We start from the raw sequence: 23,903 nt of genomic DNA on the forward strand, positions 1-23,903 counted from the left end.
GGGCCGCTGGGCTGCCACCGATCAGGGAACCGGTCAGCCCTTCTCCGCGCCGCTGGTCAGGCCCTCGGTGAGCAGCCGCTCGCTGGCGAAGAAGAGGATCACGATGGGCAGGGTGAGGACGACCGACCCGGCCATCAGCACCGTCTTGGGCACCTCCACGCCGTCGGCGAGCAGTGACAACCCCAGCGACACCGTCCACCGGTCCGGCTTGTCGACCAGGAACAGCAGGGCGAAGAGGAACTCGTTCCAAGCGATCATGAAGTCGTAGAGCGCGACCGCCATGATCGATGGCGCGGCGAGGGGCAGGCTGACCCGGCGGATGATGCCGAGTCGGCCGGCGCCGTCGATGGCCGCCGACTCCTCCAGACTGACCGGGATGGTCTCGAAGTAGTTCTTCAGCATGTAGACCGACACCGGCAGGGTCTGCGAGATGTAGACCAGCACCAGGCCGAACAGCGAGCCGCGCAGCCCGGCGAGGCTGAAGACCACGAACAGCGGGATCGCGATGACGATCGACGGGAACAGGTAGACGGCCAGGAACAGGAAGTCGACCTGCCGCCGGCCGAAGAACCGCAGCCGGGCCACCGCGTACGCGCCGGGGATCGCGACGAGCAGCGTGAGCACGGTCGCCGCGACGGCGACGAGGCCGCTGTTGCGGATGAAGGTGAGGAATCCCTGGCCGCCGTCGTCGGTGGCCTTGAGCACCTCGGCGTACGTGGCGACGGTCAACTCGCCGAAGCCGACGACCAGCGAGCCCGGGTCGAGCAGCAGCCGCTCGATGGGGCGCACCGAGAGCACGAGCATGTAGTAGAAGGGAAAGACGGTGACGACCAGGAACGCGGCGATCACCAGGCGGCGCAGCCAGCGCAGGCTCACCGTCTCGACCATGTCCCGGTCCATCAGCCGACCCTCCGTCCGAAGAAGCGCAGATAGATCAGCACGAACACGATGAGCACCACGGCCAGAACGACCGCCTGCGCGGCAGCCGCGCCGATGTCGGTACGGGCGGTGAGGAACTCGTACACCCGGACGCTGACCACCTCGGTGCCGGCGGCCCCGCCGGTGAGCAGGTAGACGTCGTCGAACTTGTTGAACGTCATGATGAAGCGCAGCACCCCCAGCAGGGCGATCACCGGCAGCAGCTGCGGCAGCAGGATGTGCCGGAACCGCTGGGTGGGGGTGGCCCCGTCGACCCGGGCGGCCTCCTCCAGCTCACCGGGCACCGCCTGGAGCCGGGCCAGCAGGAACAGGAACGCGAACGGGAAGTAACGCCACGCCTCGAACACGATGACCGTGGCCAGCGCGGTCGACTCCTGGGTGAGGAAGGGCACGGGCGCGTCCCAGCCCAGCAGGCGCTGACCCCAGTGGTTGACGATGCCGAGCTGCGGGTCGAGCATCACCTGCCAGACGAAGGTGACCGCGACCACCGGCGCCACGTACGGCAGCAGCATGGAGGCCCGCACCAGCGTGCGGCCCCGGAACGGCCGGCGCACCACCAGCGCGGCGACCAGACCGAGCGCGATCGACCCCACGGTGCCGCCGATGCTGTAGAGCAGCGTGACCCACAGCGTGTCGGCGAAGCCGGGGGTGTGCAGCACCCGGTCGATGTTGTCCATGGTGAACTCGCCGAACAGCCCGGTCTTGCGCAGGGTGGCGAGCCGGACCCGCTGGAAGGCGAGCACCACGGTCCAGATGATCGGGATGCCGATGACCGCGATGGTGACGAGCAGGGTCGGCGCGACCAACGCCAGCCCGGCGCGGGACTCGCGGCGGCGCAGCGTCAGTGGTCGGCGGCGGGGCGGCTCCGGCCGCTCCTTCGTGGGGGAGCGGCCGGTGTCGGGGGCGGTGGTGGTCAATTGACGCCCGCCTTGATCGCTTCGACGTCCTTCCTGGCCCGGCCGGCGGCGGCCGCCGCGTCGGTCTTGCCGGAGGTGAGGTCGCCCAGCACCTTGGGCACCGGCAGCTCGCCGAGCATGGCGCCGACCAGCTTGCCCTGCCCCTGGCTGAGCCCCCAGCGCCCGAAGGTGTCCGGGCTGCTGCGCAGGGTGGCCAGCACCTCGTCGCCGTACACGTCGGCGAGGGGCTTCTTGGCGTCCACGCCCGCCTGGCTGGTGTTCCAGGCGGTGAGGAACGCCTCCGGATCGGCCGGGGTGCCCTTGCGCACCGGGAATCGACCCTCGGGGGACATGCCGAACCAGCGCGGGTAGCCGTCACCGAGCATGTACTCCACGAAGGACTTCGCCGGGTCGGCCGCCGCGCCGTCGAGCACGGCCCACGAGCTGATCTCGCCGTACTGCGCGGGTTCGGTGCCGTTGGGGCCCTTGATCGCGGTGACGAACCCGCTGTTCTTGGCCAGGAACGTCGGGTCGGCCTGGCACTGCGGGCACGTCGGCTTGGCGTCGTTGCGGAGCCCGGCCAGCTCGTCGAGGATGAACGGCGACCAGATCACCATGGCCGCCTTGCCCGCGAAATAGGTGGCCCGCGTGGTGTCCACGTCCTGCGCGCCCTTCACCGAGCTGGTGCGGATGAGGTCGCCGTAGAAGCGGAACGCCTCGACGCACTGCGGCGAATCGAGGGTCACCGCGCCCGAGTCGTCGGTGAGCTGGCAGCCGTTGGCCAGTGCCAGGTGCTCGAAGGTCTGCTGGGTGAACACGTCGCTGGGCGAGGTCGCCGCGGTGATGCCGGCGACGCCGCCGGTGTTCAGCTTCGCCGCGGCGGTGGTGATCCGTTCGTACGTGTCGGGGGCGGGCAGGCCGGCGGCGGCGAACAGGTCCTTGCGGTAGACGAGCAGTTGCCCCCACCCGTCGCTGGGCACGGAGAGCTGCTTGCCGTCGTCGGAGGTCAGCTCCAACGCTCGCGGAGAGAACGTCTGTCGGCCCAGCTTGTCGACGACCTCCGCGTTGGCCGAGGCGTGCAGCAGCTCGTTGCCGGCGAGCGTACGGATGCCGGCCAGGGAGACCGAGCCGACCACGTCGGGCAGGTCGCCGGCGGCGGCGTTGGCGGCGATCAGGGAAGGGAACTGGTCCTCGTTGACGGTCACGAGGTCGACCTGGATCCCGGTCTTCGCGGTGAAGTCCCCGATGATCGCCTTGGTGGCGGTGACGCGGTCGGCGACGTCCTCCAGGCTCCAAACAGTGATCTTTTTGCTGTTGCTGTCTGATCCGTCATCTCCGCAGGCCAGCAGGGTGGACGCGGTCAATGCCATGATCAGGGTGGTGGCGAGTATCCGCCTCGGAGGTGCTGACATCGGTGGCACTCCTCTCGAAGGGTACATGCCGGATTCAACACCTTCGATTGATCAATAGCAAGACATATTGTGATTTTGTGTCTATCCTGGAGCCCAGTGCTACCGGGATGTGACACATGGGCAACTGGGTGGTCTCTCTCGCCGGGCCTCGACGGATCAGCCTCGAGCCCTGCCCGCCGGATCCGCTCGGCCCGGGCCAGGTCCGGGTCCGCACCTGCTACTCGGGCATCTCCGCCGGCACCGAGCTGACCCTCTACCGGGGCAGCAATCCCCGGCTCAGCAAGGACTGGGACGACGCCGCCCGCATGTTCGTCCCCCGCCAGACCCCCGTGCCGTACCCGCTGATCGGCTTCGGCTACGAGGAGGTCGGCGAGGTCGTCGAGGTGGCGCCGGGCGTCGTCGACCGGCACCCGGGGCAGCTCGTGTGGGGCATCTGGGGGCACCGGGCCGAGGCGGTGCTCGCCGCCGACGCGGTCCGGCCGCTCCCCGCCGACCTGGACCCGCTCGCGGCGGTCTTCGCCCGGCCGGGCGCGATCGCGCTCACCGCCGTGCTCGCCGGCGACCTGCACCTGGGCGACTGGGTCGGCGTCTTCGGGCAGGGCGTCATCGGGCTGCTCGCCACCCGGCTCGCCGTGCTCTCCGGCGCCCGGGTGGTCGCCGTCGACCAGGTGCCCGGCCGGCTTGCGTACGCCACCCGCTACGGCGCGCGGTCCACCGTGGATGTCGCAACCCAGTCCGCCGCCGCCGTGCTGCGCGCGGCCACCGACGGCCGGGGCGCGGACGTCTGCCTGGAGCTGTCCGGGGCGTACCCGGCGCTGCACGAGGCGATCCGCTCCACCGCACACGCCGGCCGGGTCGTGGCCGCCGGCTTCTACCAGGGCCAGGCCGACGCGCTCGGCCTCGGCGAGGAGTTCCACCACAACCGCATCCAGTTGGTGGCCGCCCAGGTCTCCGGGCCCACCCCCGCGCCGGGCATGGCCGGCCGGTGGACCGGAGACCGGGTCGCGCAGACCTTCATGGACCTGGTGGCTGAGCGCAGCGTCGACCCGTTGCCGCTGGTCAGCCACATCGTCGACGCCAGCGCGGTCGCCGACGCCCTCGCGCTGCTCGACCGCGGCGCCGGTGACGTCCTCCAAGTGGTGTTGAGGTTCTAGATGACCACCATCGCGCTGGCCTGCCAGGAACAGCTCCTGCCGGGCACCAACCTGATCCAGAAGTACGCCCTCGCCACCGCGCTCGGCTACCAGGGCATCGAGCTGCGCGGACGCGGTGACCTCGCGTTCGCCGACCGACTGCCCGAGCTGCGCCGGGCCCGCGCCGCCGGGGTGGTGATGCCCACCGTCTGCGTCGAGATGGACCACTTCATCGGCGACTTCGACCCCGCCCGGTCCGCCGACGCCGTGCGCAACCTGCGCTCCCAGCTCTCGGTCATCGCCGAGCTGGGCGGCGTCGGGGCGATGACCCCGGCCGCGTGGGGCATGTTCTCCCGGCGGCTGCCGCCGTTCGAGCCGCCACGCCCGCCGGCCGGCGACCGCCAGGTGCTCCTCGACGCCCTCGGCGAGCTGGGCGAACACGCCCGCGCCGAGGGGGTCACCCTCTTCCTCGAACCCCTCAACCGGTACGAGGATCACATGGTCAACCGGCTCGACGAGGCGGTCGCCCTCTGCGCCGCGCTCGGGCTGCCCTCGGTGCGGGTGGTCGCCGACACCTTCCACATGAACATCGAGGAGGACGACGTGCACCGGGCGCTGCGCGCCGCCGCGCCGTACCTCGGGCATGTGCAGGTCAGCGACTCCAACCGGTGCCAGCCGGGCACCGGGCACCTGGACTGGCCGGCGCTCGTGCGGACCCTGCTGGAGCTGGACTACCGCGGCTGGCTGGCCCTGGAGTGCCGGCTGCGCGGCGACCCGGTCCGGGCCCTGCAACAGGCCGCCGCGGTGCTGCGGCACGCGCTGCCCCGGCAGGCCGCCGCATGACCGCCGGCGCTGTCCCCACCCGCACCGGTGGTCCGACCGATCTGGCCGGGCTGCGGCGGCTCGCCATCGCCACCCTCGACGCCAACTGGGAGCACGACCACACCGTCCCGTCGCGCACGCTCTACCCGCACCAGTGGAGCTGGGACTCCGCGTTCATCGCGATCGGGTTGGCCCACATGCGTCCCGAACGGGCCTGGCAGGAGCTGACGAGCCTGTTCCGGGCGCAGTGGGCCGACGGGCGGGTGCCGCACATCGTCTTCAACCCGGCGCTGCGCGTCGGCGCGTACTTCCCCGGGCCGGAGCTGTGGCGCTCGTCCGACGTCGAGGGCGCGCCGACGGTGGACACCTCCGGCCTGGTCCAGCCGCCGGTGCACGCGCTCGCCGCGCTGCTGGCGTACCGGCGAGCGCCTGATCCGGCCGGGCTGGCCGCGCTGCGCCGGCTCTACCCGGCGCTGGTCGCCCAGCAGCGGTACCTGGCGAAGCGGCGGGACGTCGCCGGCGACGGGCTGGTGTGCGTCGTCCACCCGTGGGAGTCCGGTCTGGACAACAGCCCCGCCTGGGACGAGCCGATGGCCGCGGTCGACGCCGACGCGGCGGTCATGCGCGCGTACCGTCGGCACGACACCGCGCACGCCGACGCCGCGCACCGCCCCACGGACCTGGACTACGCGCGCTACCTGGCGATCGTCGCGGCCTACCGCGACCACGGCTACGCCGACCGCGACCTGGCCGACGGCCATCCGTTCCTGGTGGAATGCCCGCTGTTCAACGCGGCGTTCGGGGCCGCCGAGCACGCGCTGGCCGAGATCGCCGCGCTGATCGGCGCGGACCCGGCCCCGCACCGGGTCCGCGCGGACCGCGTCACCGAGGCGTTGGTACGCCGGCTGTACGACCCGGGCACCGGCACGTTCCAGCCCCGCGACCTGCGCACCGATCGGCTCGTGGGCGCGCGTACCGTGCTCGGGCTCGCGCCGCTGATCCTGCCCGGCCTGCCCGCCCGGCAGGTCGACGCGCTCGTGGCCGAGGCCCGGTCGCCGCGCTTCGGGGTGGCCCGGTGGATGGACCGGCCGTTGCCGACCTACGACCGCACCGCGACCGACTTCGAACCGGTGCGCTACTGGCGCGGGCCGAGCTGGCTGAACATCGGCTGGCTGGTGCGGCGCGGCCTGCTGACCCACGGGCATCCGGAGCTCGCGGCCGGCCTGCGCCGCTCGATGATCGACCTGGTCGCGGGGGCCGGCTGCCATGAGTACTTCCACCCAGACACGGGCGCCGGGCTGGGCTCACCGGCGTTCGGCTGGACCGCCGCGCTGCTGCTCGACCTGCTGGCCGATTGAGTGTCGCTCGGCCGGCACCGGGTGGTAGCGTGCCCGCTCTCAGCGGGGCGGGAGGCGGCGTGCGCGAGATCGACAAGGTGGCCTGGATCCTCATCGAGGACGGACGGGTGCTGAGCACCCGTTCGCAGGGCAAGGACGTGTGGTACCTGCCCGGCGGCAAGCGCGAGCCGGGGGAGAGCGACCTGGAGACCCTGCGCCGGGAGATCGACGAGGAGTTGAGCGTCGAGGTCGACGTGCCAAGCGCGGTGCACCTGGGCACGTTCAGCGCGCAGGCGCACGGGCACGCGACCGGGATCACCGTGCGGATGACCTGCTACCGGGCCGGATACCGGGGGCGGTTGCGGCCGGCCAGTGAGATCGCCGAGATGGCCTGGCTCGGGTACGCCGACCGGCACCGCACCTCCCCGGTCGACCAGCTCATCTTCGATCACCTGCTGGCGGCGGACCTGCTGCACTGACGGCTGCTCTGGCGTGCTGACCGGCTGCGCTGCGGTGCGGACGGCGCCGTTTGGCGTCGGCGGCCCGGGGTAAGCGCGCGGCGTGACCGACAGCGCGGGCGGCGACGGGTTTCCGCATTTCATCGACGCGGTGTCCCGACGGTCCGGCCTGCCGACCGAGCAGGCCGCCGCGCTCGCCCGCGCGGTGCTTGCGACGATGGCCGAACGAGTCACCGGCGGCCCGCCGGATGATCTCACCGGACACCTTCCCGACGAGGTCGACGACTACCTGGACGGCGCGTCGCCGATCCCGCCCGCGGACCTGTCGAGCCCGTCTGCGGATGTGGCGGGTCTGCCTGCGGACCCGGCTGGCTCGCCCTCGGTCCTGGGGCCTGGTTCGGTTACCGGCCCGACCGACGGCGTTGACGGGCTCGAGACAGGTGTGGGCCTCGACGTCGGCGGGCCTGTCGCGACGCCGCCACCAATGGACGCCGGCCCAGCGGAGTTCCTGCTCCGGGTGGCCCAGCGCGCCGGGGTGGACCCCGCCACGGCACGGGCCGGTACCGGAGCGGTCTTCGCGACCCTGCGGGAGGCGGTGACCGTACGGGAGTTCCGGGAGATGGTCGCGCGACTGCCCCGCGACGACGATGGCGGCGCCGCGACCGACCCGCCTGTTCTGCCCGACCCGTTCACCCGCTGACCCTCGCACGCGCCCCCGTCGGCGCTTCGGGCTTGCGGATGAACCTCTGGGTCACCTCTCTCACGAAAACCCGGGGTTCGGTGTCGAACACCCCAGGGTCCCGCACTGTCGCATTTGGGTTGTGCGTCCGCGTCGCTCCAATCCACGCCATTCCACTATTGACGCCGCCTCTGCGCGGGCGCTGCGGGATTCGTGGCGACCTACGATGCAGAGGCGTCACCGCCGTCATGGGGGCGGCGGGCGGACTGTCGGTGACGCTCCCCGGGGAACGGAGCGACATGAACATCTGGGAGAAGCTCAAGAGGCTCGTCACGCGCAGAGGTGAGCGCAGTTGGGGGCCCGGGGTCACCGTCCACCACCCGCCACCTGAGCACCCCGAACCGGGCGGCGGGGGCATCGGCGCGTTCGACGCGTCGGCCGTGAGCACCGGCGTGAGCGACGGCGGCCCGGAGGAGACCGCCGCCTACACCCCACCCCCGCCGGGCTCGCGCACGGCGGCCGGGCAGAACGTCGACAGGTATCTGGCGCTGACGATCGCGCAACAGAGCGCCCGCGAGGCGTGTGGCATGGACGCCGGACTGCCGACGATTCACACCACCGAATTCCAGCGGACGACTGTCGACGACGGTCACGGCCACCTGGTGCCCGGCTGGGAGGCGCGGGTGTTCTTCACCTGCCCGGGACCGCCCATCGCCTAGAACCGCGCCGGTGATCGACTCGGTTTCGCCGATCTCGGGGTGTCGCCACCACCGGGATACCCCGATATCGCTGATGTAGGGGTCGATCAAGCCCGCGGCGGGCGACTAGGCGTCGGCGTCGGGCAGGTCGTCCGGCTCGGTGACCCACGCCGAGAAGACCGGCACCCCGTGCCACGGCCCGGTGGCGCCGTCGGCCCTGGTGTCGGTGGCGACGGCCACGACGGCGTACGGGTGGCCGAAGCGCAGCTCGGCGGTGCGGGCGACGCCCTCCGGCGGCAGGCTGACGGTGCCGAACATCCCGGTGACCGCCGCCGCCTCGAAGCCGTACCGGCCGTACCGGGCCATCGCCACCTGCCGCGCCTCGAAGCCCTGCACCGGCTGGGCGAGTGCCTCGGCCAGCGCCGCCGTGGCCGCCGGGAAGCCCAGGGCCTCGGCGGTCAGGTCGTGCTCGCTGCGGGCCGACCAGCAGGGGAGCACCGCGCTGTGTCGTTCCTCGCGGCCGTCGCGGGAGCGGGTCCGGACCCGCTCCTCGCGCAGCGTCCACAGCGGAGCTTCGCCGAGCGGCAGGTCGAACAGCGAGCGCCGTCCGGGCGGTTGCGCGCCGTCGGCCGCGCCGGCACTGAGGTCGTACGCGGCGGCGAGCACATCGGTCGACGGCACGTGCGGTGCGGCGGCCACCGAGAGCACCACCAGCCCCGCGCCGTCGGTTACCTGGGCCTGGGCAGCGTGCATGATGACGTCACCGGCCCGGTCGGTCGTCACGATGGCCCCCTGGTGCCCGTGGTCCGGGCTGCGCAGCGCTCGCCGGAGGTCGCGCGCCCAGGCGCTGGCCGGGCCGAGCGCGCGGGCGTCGGTGACCTCGAACGGCTGGGCCCAGGAGATCCGGGTGGCCAGCGCGCTGGCCAGGGCGAAGACGACGTCCGGGCTGACCTTCAGGGGGAACGTCTCGATCAGGCCGTGGGTGTGCTCGCGTGCCCACGCGTCCAACCCGGCCTGGTCGGGCAGCGTGCCGACCTCGGTCGCCGCCGGCAGCGCGGCCCGCCACCCGGCCGGCTCGTCGGTGAGCCGACCCGGTCGGAGCCAGAGCGCGGTGGCGGAGGCGACCAGCGGATGCGGCGCGTCCAGCAGGGCGCGGGCAACCTCCGCCGCACGGGCCAGGTCCGTGCCCAGGGCGTCCGCCAGCTGCCCGGTCGCCGCTTCCGGTGCGGTCGCCGGGTCGGTGTCAGCCGTAGCCGCGCTGAGGGCGAGCAGCAGCCAGGCCCCGAGCGGGGAGGCGACGTGATGCCGGTCGCCGATCGTGGCGTGCAGCCGCTCGGCGTACGCGGAAAGCGGCTCGTGCAGGTCCGTCGTCATGTCCCCACTCTGCCCGTCGTACCGGGGTCCGGCATCTCCGCCGGCCCTGCTCACGACCACAGCTCGAACGGTTCGTCGATCTGCTCGCCGGCCAGGAAGGGCGTGATCAGCCGGGGGAGCTGGCCGGGATAGAACCGCTCCTCGCTGGCCACCACCTCCGGCAGCGGCCACCACCGGAAGCCGAAGTAGTCCTCACGCTCGTAGTCGAGCCGGTCCGCCTCGTCCACGTCCGGCCCGGGCCCGTTCAGCCCTACGGCGACGATCACCTCGTCCTGGACGTGGCGCAGCTGGCGGTGCAGGAAACTCGCCCGTCGCCGCCAGGTCGGTGCGCCCACCTGGTCGGCGGTGATCACGATGCCGGTCTCCTCGCGCAGCTCCCGCACGGCCGTGTCCCGGTACGTCTCACCGCGGTCCATGCCGCCGCCGGGCAACTCCCACCAGGTGCCCAGCCGGGGATGGTCCGGGTCACGGGTGTGGAACAGCAGCACCCGGTCGGTGTCGTCGGAGACGACCACGCGCACCGCGCGCCGCTCGAGGATCGGCAGGTCGTCGGGCAGTTCGTCCATCGGGCCAGTCTGCCGCAGCGCGCCGACTCCGGCGGGCCGCGCCGGGGCCGGTAGGCTGCCCGCCGTGGCTGGTCTGTTGAGGAACGTGGCGCAACGCATCTCCCGGGTGGGCGCGGTCATCCCGTCGCCCCGGCGTACCGGGCCGGCTCCGGCGCGGGTGGCCCGTCCTCGCCAGGTGAGCGCGTTGCAGCGGCGCGAGCTGAGCTACGCGCCGGAGGTCGACGGCCAGGCCGACCCGGGCGAGATCGTCTGGACCTGGGTGCCGTACGAGGACGACCCCCGCCAGGGCAAGGACCGCCCGGTGCTGGTGGTCGGACGGCACAGCCGAACGCTGTTCGGGCTGATGCTGTCCAGCCAGAGCGAGCGGGACGGTCAGCGGCACTGGTTCGCGCTCGGCCCCGGCGAGTGGGACCGCGACAAGCGGCCGAGCTGGGTCCGGCTGGACCGCGTGCTCACCATGCGCGAGGACAGCATCCGCCGCGAGGGCGCCGTGCTGGACCGGCCCCGGTTCGACCGGGTCGGGCAGGCGCTGCGCGCCGGCTACGGCTGGCGCTGACCGTACCCCCTGGCCCGCCCGGGACCGGACGGCCTGTCAGGCTGGCTCGCGGCTCGGGCCGACCGCGGCGCCCTGCGCCTCCGGCGGCGGGTACGGCTGCTCGGCGAGCAGCCGGGCCAGGTGCGCGCTGTTGAGCGCGAGGGCCTTGGTGGTGCGGCCGGTGGTGTCCGGCTTGGGGCCGGCGTCGCGGTAGTCCACCTTGTGCAGTGCCTCGCCGACCCAGTAGGTCGCGCCGGCCGCCGCGAGGGTGAAGCCGACCTCGCTGAGCGCGCCCTGGACTTCGGCGATGGTGTGGTGCGCGCCGTCCTCGTTGCCGACGACCGCGACGCCGGCCACCTTGCCGTAGGTGAGCAGCCGTCCCTCGTCGTCGGTCTCGGACAGTTCGGCGTCCAGGCGTTCGAGGACCATCTTGGTGACGCTTGCGGGCTGGCCCAGCCAGATCGGTGTGGCGATGATGAGTATCTGGGCCGCGAGCAGCTTGGCGCGGATCGCGGGCCAGCCGTCGCCGTCGCCCTCGTCCGTCGACACCCCGAAGCGCACGCCGTGGTCGACCACCCGCACGATCTCGCCGTCCACGCCTTGGCGGGCGAGTTCCGCCACCACCTCGCGACCCAACTGGTTGGAGCTGGACGGGGTTGGCGACGGCTTGAGCGTGCAGTTGAGGACGAGGGCGCGAATGCTCACCACGACGGGTTCCTCTCGGCGACGGGACGGCCGGGTTCCCCATACCCGGTCTCCGGGGTGACTCACCAGGGCGGCACCGCGTCATCTCCGGAACGGGTTGACAGACAGCGGATGAGCTGTAAATTCAACTCATCGGTTAATCATCTAGGTGGTTGAAAGCGACATGACAGCAGATCCGGTCAGTGCCGTGTTCGCCGCGCTCGCCGACCCGACCCGCCGCGCCATCCTGGCCCGGCTGGCTACCGGCGAGGCGACGGTGAACGAACTGGCGGAGCCGTTCCCGATCAGCCTCCAGGCGATCTCCAAGCACCTCACCGTGCTGGAGCGTGCCGGGCTGATCGTGCGGACCCGCGAGGCGCAGTGGCGGCGCTGCCGGCTCGACCCGGCGCCGCTGCGCACCCTCGCCGAGTGGGTCGACCAGTACCGCCGGCTCTGGGACGAGCGCCACGACGCCCTGGACGACTACCTACGCGACCTGAAGGAGACCAGCCGTGACCGAAACCCGTGACCTGACGATCGACGTGTCCTCCGACCGGGACATCACGATGACCCGGTCGTTCGACGCCCCGCGCGACCTCGTCTTCGCCGCGCACACCCAGGCCGAACACCTCAGGCACTGGTGGGGCCGGGGCAATCCGCTGGACGTCGAGATCGACTTCCGCGAGGGCGGTCGCTACCGCTTCGTCGAGCACGCCCCGGACGGCAACGAGTACGCCTTCCGGGGCGAGTTCCGGGAGATCGTCGCGCCGGAGCGGATCGTGCAGACGTTCGAGTTCGAGGGCATGCCCGGCCAGGTGGCCGTGGAGACGCTGGTCTTCACCGAGCAGGACGGCCGCACGGTGCTCACCGGCACCACACGCTTCGACACCACCGAGCAGCGCGACGGCATGGCCGAGTCCGGGATGGCGCAGGGGGTAGCCGAGTCGTACGCCGCACTGGAGCGCCACCTGTCCACAATGCGCTGACGGCTGAGGCGGGAGGGCGGGAAGGCCAGGGAAAAACAGAAATGGCAGGGACGTCGCGCTCCCTGCCACCTCCAACATATATCGCACCGGGGGTCTTGCGGCAAGACCCGGGTGCTGCCGCAGAATCTCCACCGAAGCCCAAAACTGGGAAAATCGGGGGATCTCGTGATCGATGTGATCATTGCCGGCGGCGGGCCGACCGGTCTGATGCTGGCCAGCGAGTTGCGACTGCACGGTGTGCACGTTGTCGTGTTGGAGAAGGACGCCGAGCCGACCCGCTACGTCCGTTCGCTGGGTCTGCACGCGCGCAGCATCGAGGTGATGGACCAGCGCGGTCTGCTGGAGCGTTTCCTCGCCCTGGGCACGCGGCATCCACTCGGTGGCTACTTCGCCGCGATTCCCAAGCCGTCGCCGGGCGGTCTCGACAGTGCCCACGCGTACGTCCTCGGTATTCCGCAGACCACCACCGACCGGCTGCTGGCGGAGCACGCCGTCGCGGTCGGCGTCGAGGTCCGCCGCGGCTGCGAACTGGTCGGGCTGAGCCAGGACGACGACGGGGTGACGGTGGAGTTGGCCGACGGTACGCCGCTGCGGTCGCGCTACCTCGTCGGCTGCGACGGCGGCCGGATCACCGTCCGTCGGCTGCTCGGGGTCGGCTTTCCCGGTGAACCCAGCCGGGTCGAGTCGCTGCTGGGCGAGATGGAGGTGGGCGTACCGGCGCAGACGGTCGCCGACGTGGTGGCCGAGGTCCGCAAGACGCACCTGCGGTTCGGCCTCGGGCCGCTCGGGGACGGCGTGTACCGGGTTCTCGTGCCCGCCGCGGGGGTGACCGAGGATCGCTCCGTCCCGCCGACCATCGAGGAGTTCCAACAGCAACTGCGGGCGTACGCGGGCACCGACTTCGGCGTGCACTCCCCGCGCTGGCTCTCCCGCTTCGGCGACGCCACCCGGTTGGCCGAGCGCTACCGGGTCGGTCGGGCGCTGCTGGCCGGAGACGCGGCGCACATTCACCCGCCCACCGGCGGGCAGGGGCTTAACCTCGGCATTCAGGACGCGGTCAACCTCGGTTGGAAGCTGGCCGCCGCGGTCAACGGCTGGGCGCCCGACGGGCTGCTGGACAGCTACCACGCCGAGCGGCACCCGGTGGCCGCCGACGTGCTCATCAACACCCGCGCGCAGATGTTCCTGTTGTCCCCCGAGCCGGGGCAGCAGGCAGTCCGCCACCTGCTGTCGGAACTGATGGATTTCGAGGACGTCAACCGGTACCTGATCGAGAAGGTCACCGGCCTGGGGGTCCGCTACGACTTCGGCGCGGGCCACGAGCTGCTCGGTCGGCACCTGCGGGACGTGCGGCTGACGCGGGGACGGCTCGACGACCTGCTGCACGGCGGTCGTGGGCTGCTGCTCGACCAGACCGGCCGGCTCTCGGTCGCCGGGTGGGCCGACCGGGTCGACCACGTCGTCGACGTCACTGCGGAACTGGACGTACCCGCGGTGCTGTTGAGGCCGGACGGCCACGTGGCCTGGGCCGGTGACGATCAGGCCGAACTGGTGGGTCAGCTGCCCCGGTGGTTCGGCGGCCCCGCCACCTGAGGCGGCCCCGCCACCTGACCGGTCACCCCTCCGCGAGACGGGCGCTGTCGACGAGTTGGCGGGGCGACCGCGGGCCGGCGAGGCTCTTCGCCTGGTACATGGCCGCGTCGGCGCGGCTGAGCGCGTCGGTGAGCTGGGCCGGACCGGTCACCGGGGCGAGCCCGACCGAGGCGGTGACCCGGACGCTGCACCCACTGAGCCGGATGGGCGCGGCGACGGTCTCGCTGAGGCGTCGGGTGGCGTGCTCGATCCAGCGCCGGTCGACTGTCGGGCTGGCGAGCAGGCCCGCGAACTCGTCGCCGCCGAGGCGGGCGACGAGGTTGTCCCCGGCGAAACCGGCCAGCCGTTCGGCCACGCTGATCAGCACCTGATCGCCGGCGGCGTGCCCGTACCGGTCGTTGATTTGCTTGAAGTCGTCGAGGTCGAGCACGATGGCGATCAGCGGCTGGCCGTCGGCGTTGGTGAGCAGCGCGGCCGCGAGGCGGTAGAAGGCGCGTCGGTTGGGCAGCCCGGTGAGCGGGTCGTGGCTGGCGGCGTGCCGTTCGGCGGCCAACTCGGCCTGGAGGTGCCCGATCTCGGCCTCGGCCCGCAGGGCCCGTCGGCGCATTTGCCAGGAGGAGAGCAATGCTCCCGCCGCACAGATGCCGGAGGCGACGCTCATCGGATCCGGCACGAGACCTCCCATCGCCGCGACCGCCTCCAGCCTTCGGTCTCGCGGCGCGGTGCCGCGTCGGGCAGTTTTCCCTGGTGGTTGCCCCAGTCGGGGTAACGCAAAGTGAACGGATAAGCACCGATCACGTGCGTTATCATGCTCGCCGTCCGGTGCAGATGCAATAGCAGATGCACGTGCATAACCGTCCACTGTCGATACCGCACCCTCGCCGTCACCGCTCCTCCCACGGGCACCGGCGGGCTCGTGAGCAGAAAGACGCCTCTCATGCAACAGCCACCCAATGGCGTTCCGATTACTCAGTTGCCCCCGCTGAGCTGGCAGAAGAGCCGCCGCAGCAACCCGAGCGGCAACTGCGTCGAACTCGCCGAACTGCCCGGGGGAGCCGGCATCGCCGTTCGCAACTCGCGCCATCCGGAGGGACCCGCGCTGATCTACACAGTGGACGAGATCGCCGCGTTCGTGCACGGCGCACGCGACGGCGACTTCGATCACCTGATCAACTGACCGGTCGTCGAAGGCCGTCCCGGGGACGGGACTGAATAGCCGGTCCGGAGGAGTTCACCTCACTGTCGGTCCATGGCATGCTTACACGTCGGCCGGGCTGGGTGCCCGACCGCGTGGTCGGTATCCGGAGGTCCGCACGTGACGATGGTTCCCGCCGAGGGCGGCCCGACAACCGGGCCGACCGTGCTGCGCATGCTGCTCGGCGCCCAACTGCGCCGCCTGCGGGAGTCCAGCGGGGTGACCCGGGAGGGCGCCGGGTGGGAGATCCGCTCCTCCGAGTCGAAGATCAGTCGGATGGAGCTGGGGCGGGTCGGCTTCAAGGAGCGCGACGTGTCCGACCTGCTCACCCTCTATGGCGTCAGCGACGAGGGCGAGCGCGCGGCGCTGCTGAAGCTTGCCCGGGACGCCAACAGCCCCGGCTGGTGGCACCGCTACGGCGACGTGCTGCCCAGCTGGTTCCAGTCGTACCTGGGCCTGGAGGCGGCGGCCGCGCTGATCCGCAGCTACGAGGTGCAGTTCGTCCCCGGCCTGTTGCAGACCCGGGAGTACGCTCGCGCGGTCGTGCTGCTCGGGCACGGCGCGGCCGGCGCCGCCGAGATCGATCGCCGCGTGGAGTTGCGGATGCAGCGCCAGCAACTACTGCACCGGGACAACCCGCCGCAGCTCTGGGCTGTCGTGGACGAGGCGGCGCTGCGTCGTCCGATCGGCGGCGCCGAGGTGATGCGTGAGCAGCTCGTCGCGCTCATCGAGGCGACCAAGTCGCCCACCATCCGGCTCCAGGTCATCCCGTTCGCCGCCGGTGGCCACGCGGCCGCCGGTGGCGCCTTCACCATCCTGCGCTTCGGCGACCAGGAGCTGCCCGACATCGTCTACATCGAACAGCTCACCAGCGCCATCTACCTCGACAAGCGCGACGACCTCGACTATTACGCCGTGGCCATGGAGCGGCTGTGCGTCGAGGCCGAGCCGCCGGAGCGTACGCCGGAGATCCTCGGTCAACTGCTGGAGGAGCTCTACCCGCAGTGAGCGCCCGGCCGGGGTCGCCCTGAGGGTTCGCAGAATCGTATTGACCGTCGCCAACCCGTCGGGTTAGTCTCTGTATCGATCCAGTCTGAATCGATACAGAGAGGTGCCGGGTGAAGCCAACACTGCAAGCCGTGGCGGACGCCGTCGGCGTCTCCCGCAGCACCGTGTCCAACGCCTACAGCCGCCCCGACCAGCTCTCCACGGCACTGCGCGAGCGGATCCTCGACGCCGCCCGTCAACTCGGCTACCCGGGGCCCAATCCCACCGCCCGCTCCCTGCGCCGCGGCTTCGTCGGCTCGATCGGGGTCCTGTTCACGTCGCAGCTGTCGTACGCCTTCACCGACCCCTTCGCGATCCGCTTCCTCACCGGGGTGAGCGGCGCCGCCGAGCGACACGGCACCAGCATGCTGCTGGTGCCGCTCCCACCGGCGCAGACCGACGCCCGCCGGGCGGTGGAGAACGCCGCCGTCGACGGCTTCTGCGTCTACTGCGTCGCCGACGAGGAGTGGGCGTTGGACGTGATCCGGGCGCGCGGGCTGCCGTACGTCAGCACGGCGTCGCACGACGACGCCGGCGCGGACGAGCGGTTCGTCGGCATCGACGAGCGCGCCGCGGCTCGCAGCGTCGCCGCGCACGTGGCCGGCCTCGGTCACCGCCGGGTGGCCCTGCTCGCCGACGCCGTGCTGCCCGACGCGCCGGCCGGCCCCGTCACCCTGTCCGGGGTGCACGAGGCGTGGCACCCGACCACCCGCGGCCGGCTTGCCGGCTTCGCCGACGCGTTCGCCGAGGTCGGCGTCGGCTGGGCGGAGCTGACGCTGGTCAACGCCCTGGGCAACAGCCGCCAGGCCGCGGCCGCCGCCGTCGCCGGCCTGTTCGACGGGCCCGCACCGCCGACCGCCGTGCTGGCCGGCTCCGACGTCCTCGCCCTCGGTGTGCTCGACGCGCTGGCCCAGCGGCCGGGCGGCACCAACCCGCCGGTCTCGGTGACCGGCTTCGACGACATTCCTGAGGCCGCGTCGGCCGGCCTCACCACCGTCCGGCAACCCGCCGAGGAGAAGGGCCGGATTGCCGCCGAACTGCTGCTCGACCCACCCGCGGACGCCGCAGCCGGTCAGGTGCTGCTGCCCACCGCACTCGTCGTCCGGGCCTCCACCGGACCTGTCCCGAGGAGTTGACCATGGAATTCCCGACCGGCTACGTCACCGCTCTCGACGCGATGAACCGACACGTCAACTCGGCCCGACCGGACGCCCCGGTCCAGGCCGAGCGGCCCCGCCGGGCGCTGCTCGCCCCGACCCGAGAGGTGACCGCCGTCGCCCTGCGCCGGCTCGCCGACCGGATCCAGCCCCGACCGATGCCGACGGTGACCCGCTGCTCCTGACCTATTTCGGCACGCATGGGACGAACGGTGCCGGGCCGGACACGTAGAGTGGTCGAAGGGGCACTCGCCAGGCAGACTGGTGAAGCCATGTCACCCTTCACGCCCACCCTCCGCCTCCACGACCGCTACGTCCTGCACGAGCGGATCGGGCTCGGTGGCATGTCCGAAGTGTGGCGGGCCGACGACGAGGTGCTCGGCCGGCCGGTCGCGATCAAGGTGCTCGCCGGGCAGCTCGCCGCCGACCCGCAACTGCGGGCCACCATCCAGCGCGAGGCCCGCGCGGCCGCCCGGCTCACCCACCCACACGTCACCCAGGTGTACGACTACGCCGAGGCGACCCTGACCGGCGGCGTCGTCGTCCCGTACCTGGTGATGGAGCTGGTCGAGGGCCACAACTTGGCCGACCGGCTGCGCAACGGCCCTCTGCCCTGGCCGGAGGCGGTCCGCGTGGCCGGGCACATCGCCGCCGCGCTGGCCGCCGCGCACCGCATCGGCGTGGTGCACCGCGACGTCAAGCCGGGCAACGTCATGCTCACCGACACCGGCGCCAAGGTCCTCGACTTCGGCATCGCCGCGCTCGGCGGGCTCGACAGCCAGTCTGGCGAGCCGCTGATGGGCACACCCGCGTACTTCGCCCCCGAGCGCCTCGCCGCCGGTCCGCCCGACCCGGCCAGCGACGTGTACGCCCTCGGCGCGCTGCTCTACCGCACGCTCACCGGCCAGGCGCCCCTGCCCGTGCAGAGCTGGGAGGACGCCCTCGAGGTGCACCGGCGGGGCACACCGGTGCCGCCGCTGCGGGTGGACGGCCTGCCCGCCGACATCGCCGAGCTGACCCTCGCCTGCCTCGCCGCCGACCCGGCCCGCCGGCCGAGCGCCGCGCAGCTGGCCCGCCGGTTCGGCGCCGGTCAACCGGTCGAGCCCCCCACCGAGCTGCTGCGCATCGTGGCGCCCGCCTCGGCGGCCCACCCGCCGACCCTGATCGACCGCTCGGCCGCGCGTCGCGTGCCGGTCGCGGCCGTGCCGGCCCGCCGCCGATCGCGCCGACCCCTGGCCCTTTTCGTCGCGGCCGGTCTCGCCGTGCTGGTCGGCCTCGGCGCGCTGCTCACCCAGGGCCTCGGCGCACCCGACACAACCGGGTCCGGGCAGGTCGCGGCCCCGCCTTCGACCTCCGCCCCGACACCCGCGCCCAGTACGCAGGCACCGAGGCCGCCGGCATCGGCGTCTCCGTCGCCGCCGACCGCCAGCGCCGCGCCCTCGACCGTCGGTCAGCAGGTGCCGGTCAGCTTCCGCCAGGTCAGCGACGAGTTCACCGACGTGCTCGCCGCGGCGGTGGCCCGCGGAGATGTCGACCGCAAGACCGCGGAGGACCTTCGCGACGACCTCGCCGACGTGAACCGACGGTCCAAGGACCGCGAGCGGCGCATCGCCGACCTGCGAAACACCATCGCCGAGCTGGTGGACCGTGGCCGGCTGCCGCGGCAGACGGGCGCCCACCTCGACGAACTGCTCAATCAGGCCCGCGGGCTGCCCGCCGGGCGCACCGCCGACTGAGGGCATCTGTCGTAGTCTCACCGGCATGACGACGAAGCAGACGCACACCCTCGCCTTGCCCGGCGTCGAGCTGGTCTACGACGTCCGCGGCCCCCTACCCCCGGGCGGCGGGCGTCCCGCGCTGCTCATGATCGGCCAGCCGATGACAGCGGAGGGCTTCGACGCGCTCGCCGCGCACTTCACCGACCGCACCGTCGTGACCTACGACCCGCGCGGCCTCGGCCGCAGCGTCCGCACCGACGGCCGGTCCGACCACACGCCACAGCAGCAGGCGGCCGACCTGCACCTGCTCATCGAGGCGCTCGACGCCGGCCCGGTGGACGTGTTCGCCAGCAGCGGCGGTGCGGTGACCGCACTCGAACTCGTCGCGGCCCATCCCGGCGACGTCGTCACGCTGGTGGCCCACGAGCCGCCGATCAACGCGGTGCTCCCGGACGTCACGGCAGCCGAGCGCGCTCAGGCCGCCTTCTACGAGGCGTACCAGGCGAAGGGATTCGGCGCCGGCATGGCCGCGTTCATCGCGATGACGTCGTGGCAGGGCGAGTTCACCGACGCCTACTTCGCCCAGCCCGCGCCCGACCCCGCGATGGTCGGCATGCCGACCGACGACGACGGCAGCCGCGACGATCCGCTGCTGTCGAAGAGCTCGTGGGCGATCACCGACTACCAACCCGACGCGAGCGTGCTCACGGCGTCCCCGACCCGGATCGTGATCGCGGTCGGCGAGGAGTCGGCGGGCACGTACACCGACCGTACGGCCCTCGGCACGGCGGCGCTGCTCGGCCAGGAGGCCGTGGTGTTCCCGAGTCACCACGGCGGCTTCCTCGGAGGCGAGTTCGGCTATGCGGGCAAGCCCGAAGAGTTCGCCGCACGGCTGCGCGAGGTGCTGGACGCCGGCTGACGGCCGTCATCTCGTACGGACGGCTGATCCATCCGCGTACGTCGCTGGCATGATGGGCCGATGCGAACACGGCTGATCTTCGTGCGGCACGGCGAGTCGGTCCACCAGGTCGATGGGATCGTGGGCGGCCCGCACGGATGCCGCGGGCTGACGCCGCTCGGCCACGACCAGGCACACCGGCTGGCCCAGCGGCTCGTCGACGACTACGCCGTCGAGGGGCCGCTGGCGGTCTACTCGTCCGTGCTGCGCCGCACCGTCGAGACCGCGCAGCCCATCGCCGCGGCGTTCGGCGTCCGCCCGCTGGCCGACTGCGGCCTGTGCACCTGGCACACCCCGCCGTACGCGGACGGGCTGCCGGTCACCCGCTTCCGTACCGAACACGCGGTGCCCGGTGGGGGAGTGTTCCGGCCGTTCGAGGACGGCAACGAGAGCTGGGCCGAACTGGTGGTACGCGTCAGTCGCGCCATCATGGAGATCGCGCACCGGCACCGGGGCGGCACCGTGGTCCTGGTCGGCCACAGCGAGACCGTCGAGGGCGCCTTCCACGCGCTCGCCGCGCAGCCGATCTTCCGGGCGTTCGACCTGGACGTGCCGCCGGCCTCGATCACCGAGTGGGTCACCGACCAGGACACCGGCGGCTGGCCGCCGGCCCGCTGGACCCTGCGCCGCTTCGGTGACACGGCGCCGGCCGGCCAGAGCGTGATCCAGTAACGCCGCGCCGGCGCCTTACTCGCTGAGGATCTGCTCGCGCAGGATCTCCGCGTGCCCGCAGTGCTGAGCCAGCTCGCGCAGCACGTGCAGGTACACCCAGTTCAGCGGCAGCGGACCGCGCCGGTTGCCGCGCAGCAGGTCGTCCAGACCCAGTGACGCCGTCGCGCGGCGCGACGCCTCGCACGCCTCGCGGTGGGCCTGCTGGACGGTGGCGATCGTGTCGCCGTCATCGAGGATGAACGACTCGTCCGGCGTCGCCGGGATCCCGATCTCGGCGCGCGACCGGCACGTGACGGCCTCGTCGAACCAGACCTTCTCGACGAAGGTCGCGTGCTTCACCAGACCCAGCAGCGTCGTCCGCGATGGCACCAAAGAGCGACGCGCCTGCTCCTCGGTCAGCCCGTCCAGGGCGCCGTTGAGCGCTCCGCGGTGTTCGTCCATGAACGCCTCGACCTGTGCCTGGGCCGGCTGATTCACGACATCTTCGGCGAACGTCGGCGGGAAGATGGTCATGGACCGAAGCATCTCAAGGGCGGTCACCTGTGAGCAACTTCGGCACTCATGAGCCGAAGAAGACGAGGGCGCCGCGTTCGTCGAAGACGGCGGTGCCCGCCCAGGCGATCTCCCAGCGGTTGCCCTCCGGGTCGGCGATGTAGGCCGAGCGGCCACCCCACGGGCGGTCGGTCGGCTCCGCCACCACCGTCGCCCCCATCGCGACGGCCGCCGCGAAGGCCGTGTCGACCTCGGCGCGGTCATCGACGTTGCAGGCGAGGGTCACGCCGGACCAGCCGCCGGCCGGACCGGCGACGCCGGGTGCCGCCTCGGCGGCCAGATCCGGCAGCGGATAGAGCGCGAGCAGAACGCCACCGAGCAGGAACGCCGACCAGCCGTCGTCGCTCGCCGACAGCTCCGGCCAGCCCAGGGAGCGGTAGAACGACCGCAGCGAACCCATGTCGCGTACGCCCAGAGTGACCACGGACAGCCGAGAGGGGATCGCACTCATGGCGCCGATCCTGCCGCAGCGGTACGACAACCGGTCCCTCGTCGGGGGCCCTCGGGCCGGTCGTCGACTCCGGCGGCACCCTCAGTGGAGGGTCGTAACGGTCCACTCGCCCGGTGCCGTGCCCACCCGGGCGGTCACCTCACCCTGCGGCGTCCAGATGGCCGACCGGCCCGCCGCCTCGGTGTAGCCGCCGCCGGTGGACCCGGCGAAGCTCGCCACCGCCACCCAGACCCGGTGTGTCGTGGCGATCCGCTGGGCCCGCTCGTCCGGAACGCCGGCGTCGCGCGCCAACTCCAGCACCCCCGCCGCGTACACGTCAATGCCGAGCGCGGCCGTGCGCTGCGCGTGCGCGGCGACGCCGGTGTCCTTGCAGACCGCCAGCCCGATCCGCCACCCGTCCACATCGAGCACCCTTGGTGTGTCGCCCGGCCGGAACCGCTGCGCCTCCGCGCCGCCGAGCCACATCTTCCGGTACACCACGGTCACCCCGTCGCCGGTCACCGCCAGCACCCCGATGTGGTCACCGGCCACCGGCGCACCGGCCAGCGCCAGCGTGCCCGCCTCGGCGCACGCGTCGACCAGCGGCGCCAACCGGAGGTCGTCGACCGACACGACCGGGCCCTGCAACTCGTACCCCGTCAGTGACAGCTCCGGGAAGACCACCACCCGGGCGCGCGCCGCGCGGACCGCGTCGGCGTGCGCCCGCGCGTTCTGTGCGACATCCAGGGGTACGCACGGCGGCTGCGCCACCGCGAGCCGCAACGGGGTGCGGTTTTCCGCACGCCCGCCGGTGGGGGCGACCCGCGGGGTCGGATGGTCCGCCTCATGGTCGATTCTCAGGATCGGTTCGTAGCGTGGGGACATGATTCGAACGTCGCACGCCGTGCTCGCCACCGGAACCCCCGCCGCCGCGGCCGAACCGCCCGAGGGCGGAATCGTCGGCTACGTCAGCGATCTGGTGGAACGGCTCGGCGGGCCGGGCGCCGGTCTGGCGGTGGCGCTGGAGAACCTGTTCCCGCCGATCCCCAGCGAGGTCATCCTGCCGCTGGCCGGCTTCGTGGCCGCGCAGGGGCGGATGAGCCTGCTCGGCGCGATCTTCTGGACCACGCTGGGCTCGGTGCTGGGCGCGCTGGCGCTCTACCTGATCGGCGCGTCCCTGGGCCGGGAGCGGATGCGCGCCATCGTCGCCCGACTGCCGCTGGTGAAGCTCAGCGACGTGGACCGGACCGAGGCGTGGTTTCTCCGGCACGGCGTGAAGGCGGTGTTCTTCGGCCGGATGATCCCGATCTTCCGGAGCCTGATCTCCATCCCGGCCGGGGTGGAGCGGATGCCGGTGCGGATCTTCCTGCTCTACACGACGCTGGGCAGCCTGATCTGGAACACCACTTTCGTGCTCGCCGGATACCTGCTCGGCGACAACTGGCACCTCGTCGAGGGCTACGTCGGCACACTCCAGAACGTCGTGATCGTCGCGTGCGTCGCGGCCGTCGCCTGGTTCGTCGGCTCCCGGGTGCTGCGGGCCCGCCGCGCCGCGCGAAACCCCGAGTCGGCCGACCGCCCCTGGTCGGACTCGGGTCCTTCTCGGGATGGTGCGCCACCGTCGGGGATGCCGGATCCGGGCGGTCGGGGCACCCTCTACCGGGGCGGCTCCTGGGCCTCGGACGAGCGCTAGCCCGCCGCCTTGTCAGACGTCTTAGGTGGGGACGCGAGACGGTGACAGGGGAGCGGCGGACCCGCCCGTGGTGGGCTCGGCTGCCGCAGCCCACCCACATCGACGATGGGTTGCGTGCCGCGCTGGAGATCCGCGAGCGCTGGCCCGACACCGGCGTCCTCGTGCTCTCCCAGTACGTCCAGCGGCGCTACGCCGCCCGGCTGCGCGCGGACCGTCCCGAAGGAATCGGTCGCCCAGGTGGATGACTCCCTCGACGCCTCGACCGGGTCGCCGCCCGGGGCCCCGCGCTCAACCCGGAGGTGGTTAGCCAGGTGGCGGCCGGATCGGAGCGACCCGACCCGTTCGGCCGACTCACCCCGCGCGAACGGG

General features: G+C 72.4%; 29 protein-coding genes. 19 read left to right on the top strand and 10 right to left on the bottom strand.

Annotated elements, in window-relative coordinates:
* Positions 1–33: 33 nt before the first annotated feature.
* Genes ABZT87_RS18145 through ABZT87_RS18155 form a run of 3 tightly spaced genes read right to left on the bottom strand, consistent with a single transcriptional unit; the run spans position 34 to position 3,247 of the window.
* Positions 34–900 (bottom strand): carbohydrate ABC transporter permease, encoded by an 867-nt coding sequence (locus ABZT87_RS18145; protein WP_355136754.1) that lies wholly within the window; start codon positions 898–900, stop codon positions 34–36.
* Complete coding sequence (locus ABZT87_RS18150; protein WP_355136756.1) at positions 900–1,856, bottom strand: sugar ABC transporter permease; 957 nt, start codon at positions 1,854–1,856, stop codon at positions 900–902. The genes ABZT87_RS18145 and ABZT87_RS18150 overlap by 1 nt, the downstream gene beginning before the upstream one ends.
* Complete coding sequence (locus tag ABZT87_RS18155) at positions 1,853–3,247, bottom strand: extracellular solute-binding protein (RefSeq protein WP_355136758.1); 1,395 nt, start codon at positions 3,245–3,247, stop codon at positions 1,853–1,855. The genes ABZT87_RS18150 and ABZT87_RS18155 overlap by 4 nt, the downstream gene beginning before the upstream one ends.
* A 116-nt stretch (positions 3,248–3,363) precedes the next feature.
* Between ABZT87_RS18155 and ABZT87_RS18160 the strand changes: the two genes are divergently transcribed.
* The 6 genes from ABZT87_RS18160 to ABZT87_RS18185 all read left to right on the top strand — a co-directional run bounded on the left by ABZT87_RS18160 (position 3,364) and on the right by ABZT87_RS18185 (position 8,395).
* Positions 3,364–4,401, top strand: a complete 1,038-nt coding sequence (locus ABZT87_RS18160; RefSeq protein WP_355136761.1) for a zinc-binding alcohol dehydrogenase — start codon at positions 3,364–3,366, stop codon at positions 4,399–4,401.
* Entirely contained in the window at positions 4,402–5,223 is an 822-nt protein-coding gene (locus ABZT87_RS18165; RefSeq protein ID WP_355136763.1) for a sugar phosphate isomerase/epimerase family protein, read from the top strand. It begins immediately after the preceding gene.
* The gene (locus tag ABZT87_RS18170) at positions 5,220–6,560 is read left to right on the top strand and encodes a hypothetical protein (RefSeq protein ID WP_355136765.1); all 1,341 of its coding nucleotides are present in this window, start codon (positions 5,220–5,222) and stop codon (positions 6,558–6,560) included. The genes ABZT87_RS18165 and ABZT87_RS18170 overlap by 4 nt, the downstream gene beginning before the upstream one ends.
* A gap of 59 nt (positions 6,561–6,619) precedes the next feature.
* On the top strand, positions 6,620–7,018 hold the full coding sequence (locus ABZT87_RS18175; RefSeq protein ID WP_355136767.1) for an NUDIX domain-containing protein: 399 nt from the start codon (positions 6,620–6,622) through the stop codon (positions 7,016–7,018).
* An 82-nt stretch (positions 7,019–7,100) separates the two neighbouring features.
* Positions 7,101–7,697 (top strand): DUF2267 domain-containing protein, encoded by a 597-nt coding sequence (locus ABZT87_RS18180; RefSeq protein WP_355136769.1) that lies wholly within the window; start codon positions 7,101–7,103, stop codon positions 7,695–7,697.
* 278 nt (positions 7,698–7,975) lie between these two features.
* Positions 7,976–8,395 carry a hypothetical protein gene (locus ABZT87_RS18185; protein ID WP_355067395.1) on the top strand — a complete coding sequence of 140 codons (420 nt, stop codon included), beginning with the start codon at positions 7,976–7,978 and terminating at the stop codon, positions 8,393–8,395.
* Between the two features lie 105 nt (positions 8,396–8,500).
* Here the strand turns inward: ABZT87_RS18185 and ABZT87_RS18190 are convergent, their stop codons facing one another.
* Both ABZT87_RS18190 and ABZT87_RS18195 read right to left on the bottom strand, forming a co-directional pair.
* Positions 8,501–9,748, bottom strand: a complete 1,248-nt coding sequence (locus ABZT87_RS18190; RefSeq protein WP_355136771.1) for a hypothetical protein — start codon at positions 9,746–9,748, stop codon at positions 8,501–8,503.
* A 50-nt stretch (positions 9,749–9,798) separates the two neighbouring features.
* Positions 9,799–10,314: an NUDIX domain-containing protein gene (locus ABZT87_RS18195; protein WP_355136773.1), complete on the bottom strand. Its 516-nt coding sequence runs from the start codon at positions 10,312–10,314 to the stop codon at positions 9,799–9,801.
* Positions 10,315–10,378: 64 nt separating this feature from the next.
* Here ABZT87_RS18195 and ABZT87_RS18200 point away from each other — a divergent pair, with 64 nt between their 5' ends.
* The gene (locus tag ABZT87_RS18200) at positions 10,379–10,870 is read left to right on the top strand and encodes a type II toxin-antitoxin system PemK/MazF family toxin (RefSeq protein WP_354860017.1); all 492 of its coding nucleotides are present in this window, start codon (positions 10,379–10,381) and stop codon (positions 10,868–10,870) included.
* Between the two features lie 36 nt (positions 10,871–10,906).
* Here the strand turns inward: ABZT87_RS18200 and ABZT87_RS18205 are convergent, their stop codons facing one another.
* Positions 10,907–11,557, bottom strand: a complete 651-nt coding sequence (locus ABZT87_RS18205) for an NAD(P)H-dependent oxidoreductase (protein ID WP_355136775.1) — start codon at positions 11,555–11,557, stop codon at positions 10,907–10,909.
* 160 nt (positions 11,558–11,717) lie between these two features.
* Between ABZT87_RS18205 and ABZT87_RS18210 the strand changes: the two genes are divergently transcribed.
* From ABZT87_RS18210 to rox, 3 genes are all read left to right on the top strand, one after another.
* Positions 11,718–12,062, top strand: a complete 345-nt coding sequence (locus tag ABZT87_RS18210) for a metalloregulator ArsR/SmtB family transcription factor (protein ID WP_355067387.1) — start codon at positions 11,718–11,720, stop codon at positions 12,060–12,062.
* A complete protein-coding gene (locus tag ABZT87_RS18215) occupies positions 12,046–12,519 on the top strand; it encodes an SRPBCC family protein (RefSeq protein ID WP_355136777.1) in 474 nt (157 codons plus the stop codon). The genes ABZT87_RS18210 and ABZT87_RS18215 overlap by 17 nt, the downstream gene beginning before the upstream one ends.
* Positions 12,520–12,684: 165 nt before the next feature.
* Positions 12,685–14,112 carry a rifampin monooxygenase gene (gene rox, locus ABZT87_RS18220; RefSeq protein ID WP_355136779.1) on the top strand — a complete coding sequence of 476 codons (1,428 nt, stop codon included), beginning with the start codon at positions 12,685–12,687 and terminating at the stop codon, positions 14,110–14,112.
* A 22-nt stretch (positions 14,113–14,134) separates the two neighbouring features.
* Here rox and ABZT87_RS18225 read toward each other — a convergent pair whose 3' ends face one another.
* Entirely contained in the window at positions 14,135–14,785 is a 651-nt protein-coding gene (locus tag ABZT87_RS18225) for a GGDEF domain-containing protein (protein ID WP_355136781.1), read from the bottom strand.
* A 264-nt stretch (positions 14,786–15,049) separates the two neighbouring features.
* Here ABZT87_RS18225 and ABZT87_RS18230 point away from each other — a divergent pair, with 264 nt between their 5' ends.
* The 7 genes from ABZT87_RS18230 to ABZT87_RS18260 all read left to right on the top strand — a co-directional run bounded on the left by ABZT87_RS18230 (position 15,050) and on the right by ABZT87_RS18260 (position 20,859).
* Positions 15,050–15,289 (top strand): DUF397 domain-containing protein, encoded by a 240-nt coding sequence (locus ABZT87_RS18230; RefSeq protein WP_355136783.1) that lies wholly within the window; start codon positions 15,050–15,052, stop codon positions 15,287–15,289.
* 138 nt (positions 15,290–15,427) lie between these two features.
* The gene (locus ABZT87_RS18235; RefSeq protein ID WP_355136785.1) at positions 15,428–16,315 is read left to right on the top strand and encodes a helix-turn-helix transcriptional regulator; all 888 of its coding nucleotides are present in this window, start codon (positions 15,428–15,430) and stop codon (positions 16,313–16,315) included.
* Between the two features lie 110 nt (positions 16,316–16,425).
* Complete coding sequence (locus ABZT87_RS18240; protein WP_355136787.1) at positions 16,426–17,490, top strand: LacI family DNA-binding transcriptional regulator; 1,065 nt, start codon at positions 16,426–16,428, stop codon at positions 17,488–17,490.
* 2 nt (positions 17,491–17,492) lie between these two features.
* On the top strand, positions 17,493–17,696 hold the full coding sequence (locus ABZT87_RS18245) for a hypothetical protein (RefSeq protein WP_355136789.1): 204 nt from the start codon (positions 17,493–17,495) through the stop codon (positions 17,694–17,696).
* A gap of 87 nt (positions 17,697–17,783) precedes the next feature.
* Positions 17,784–19,247: a protein kinase gene (locus tag ABZT87_RS18250; RefSeq protein WP_355136791.1), complete on the top strand. Its 1,464-nt coding sequence runs from the start codon at positions 17,784–17,786 to the stop codon at positions 19,245–19,247.
* A 25-nt stretch (positions 19,248–19,272) separates the two neighbouring features.
* Positions 19,273–20,148, top strand: coding sequence for an alpha/beta hydrolase (locus ABZT87_RS18255; RefSeq protein ID WP_355136793.1), 876 nt, complete (start codon positions 19,273–19,275; stop codon positions 20,146–20,148).
* A 60-nt stretch (positions 20,149–20,208) separates the two neighbouring features.
* Entirely contained in the window at positions 20,209–20,859 is a 651-nt protein-coding gene (locus tag ABZT87_RS18260; protein ID WP_355136795.1) for a histidine phosphatase family protein, read from the top strand.
* A gap of 15 nt (positions 20,860–20,874) precedes the next feature.
* On the opposite strand, the gene ABZT87_RS18265 is transcribed toward ABZT87_RS18260, so the two are convergent.
* The 3 genes from ABZT87_RS18265 to ABZT87_RS18275 all read right to left on the bottom strand — a co-directional run bounded on the left by ABZT87_RS18265 (position 20,875) and on the right by ABZT87_RS18275 (position 22,624).
* The gene (locus ABZT87_RS18265; protein ID WP_355136797.1) at positions 20,875–21,372 is read right to left on the bottom strand and encodes a DinB family protein; all 498 of its coding nucleotides are present in this window, start codon (positions 21,370–21,372) and stop codon (positions 20,875–20,877) included.
* 46 nt (positions 21,373–21,418) lie between these two features.
* The gene (locus tag ABZT87_RS18270) at positions 21,419–21,862 is read right to left on the bottom strand and encodes a VOC family protein (RefSeq protein WP_355136799.1); all 444 of its coding nucleotides are present in this window, start codon (positions 21,860–21,862) and stop codon (positions 21,419–21,421) included.
* Between the two features lie 81 nt (positions 21,863–21,943).
* Entirely contained in the window at positions 21,944–22,624 is a 681-nt protein-coding gene (locus tag ABZT87_RS18275) for a carbon-nitrogen hydrolase family protein (protein ID WP_355137117.1), read from the bottom strand.
* Positions 22,625–22,724: 100 nt separating this feature from the next.
* On the opposite strand from ABZT87_RS18275, the gene ABZT87_RS18280 reads away from it, so the two are divergent.
* Together ABZT87_RS18280 and ABZT87_RS18285 are read left to right on the top strand one after the other, a co-directional pair.
* Positions 22,725–23,534, top strand: coding sequence for a DedA family protein (locus ABZT87_RS18280; protein WP_354859979.1), 810 nt, complete (start codon positions 22,725–22,727; stop codon positions 23,532–23,534).
* Positions 23,535–23,575: 41 nt separating this feature from the next.
* Positions 23,576–23,779 (top strand): hypothetical protein, encoded by a 204-nt coding sequence (locus tag ABZT87_RS18285; protein WP_355136801.1) that lies wholly within the window; start codon positions 23,576–23,578, stop codon positions 23,777–23,779.
* Positions 23,780–23,903: the final 124 nt, after the last annotated feature.

This window comes from Micromonospora sp. NPDC005237 (assembly GCF_040607775.1).
GTDB lineage: Bacteria > Actinomycetota > Actinomycetes > Mycobacteriales > Micromonosporaceae > Micromonospora.

Excerpts from the sequence above, each read along its gene's own strand:
- ABZT87_RS18145 (WP_355136754.1), bottom strand. The coding sequence starts at position 900 with ATGGACCGGGACATGGTCGAGACGGTGAGCCTGCGCTGGCTGCGCCGC.
- ABZT87_RS18155 (WP_355136758.1), bottom strand. The coding sequence starts at position 3,247 with ATGTCAGCACCTCCGAGGCGGATACTCGCCACCACCCTGATCATGGCA.
- ABZT87_RS18160 (WP_355136761.1), top strand. The coding sequence starts at position 3,364 with ATGGGCAACTGGGTGGTCTCTCTCGCCGGGCCTCGACGGATCAGCCTC.
- ABZT87_RS18165 (WP_355136763.1), top strand. The coding sequence starts at position 4,402 with ATGACCACCATCGCGCTGGCCTGCCAGGAACAGCTCCTGCCGGGCACC.
- ABZT87_RS18170 (WP_355136765.1), top strand. The coding sequence starts at position 5,220 with ATGACCGCCGGCGCTGTCCCCACCCGCACCGGTGGTCCGACCGATCTG.
- ABZT87_RS18185 (WP_355067395.1), top strand. The coding sequence starts at position 7,976 with ATGAACATCTGGGAGAAGCTCAAGAGGCTCGTCACGCGCAGAGGTGAG.
- ABZT87_RS18190 (WP_355136771.1), bottom strand. The coding sequence starts at position 9,748 with ATGACGACGGACCTGCACGAGCCGCTTTCCGCGTACGCCGAGCGGCTG.
- ABZT87_RS18195 (WP_355136773.1), bottom strand. The coding sequence starts at position 10,314 with ATGGACGAACTGCCCGACGACCTGCCGATCCTCGAGCGGCGCGCGGTG.
- ABZT87_RS18210 (WP_355067387.1), top strand. The coding sequence starts at position 11,718 with ATGACAGCAGATCCGGTCAGTGCCGTGTTCGCCGCGCTCGCCGACCCG.
- ABZT87_RS18230 (WP_355136783.1), top strand. The coding sequence starts at position 15,050 with ATGCAACAGCCACCCAATGGCGTTCCGATTACTCAGTTGCCCCCGCTG.
- ABZT87_RS18245 (WP_355136789.1), top strand. The coding sequence starts at position 17,493 with ATGGAATTCCCGACCGGCTACGTCACCGCTCTCGACGCGATGAACCGA.
- ABZT87_RS18250 (WP_355136791.1), top strand. The coding sequence starts at position 17,784 with ATGTCACCCTTCACGCCCACCCTCCGCCTCCACGACCGCTACGTCCTG.
- ABZT87_RS18255 (WP_355136793.1), top strand. The coding sequence starts at position 19,273 with ATGACGACGAAGCAGACGCACACCCTCGCCTTGCCCGGCGTCGAGCTG.
- ABZT87_RS18260 (WP_355136795.1), top strand. The coding sequence starts at position 20,209 with ATGCGAACACGGCTGATCTTCGTGCGGCACGGCGAGTCGGTCCACCAG.
- ABZT87_RS18265 (WP_355136797.1), bottom strand. The coding sequence starts at position 21,372 with ATGACCATCTTCCCGCCGACGTTCGCCGAAGATGTCGTGAATCAGCCG.
- ABZT87_RS18270 (WP_355136799.1), bottom strand. The coding sequence starts at position 21,862 with ATGAGTGCGATCCCCTCTCGGCTGTCCGTGGTCACTCTGGGCGTACGC.
- ABZT87_RS18280 (WP_354859979.1), top strand. The coding sequence starts at position 22,725 with ATGATTCGAACGTCGCACGCCGTGCTCGCCACCGGAACCCCCGCCGCC.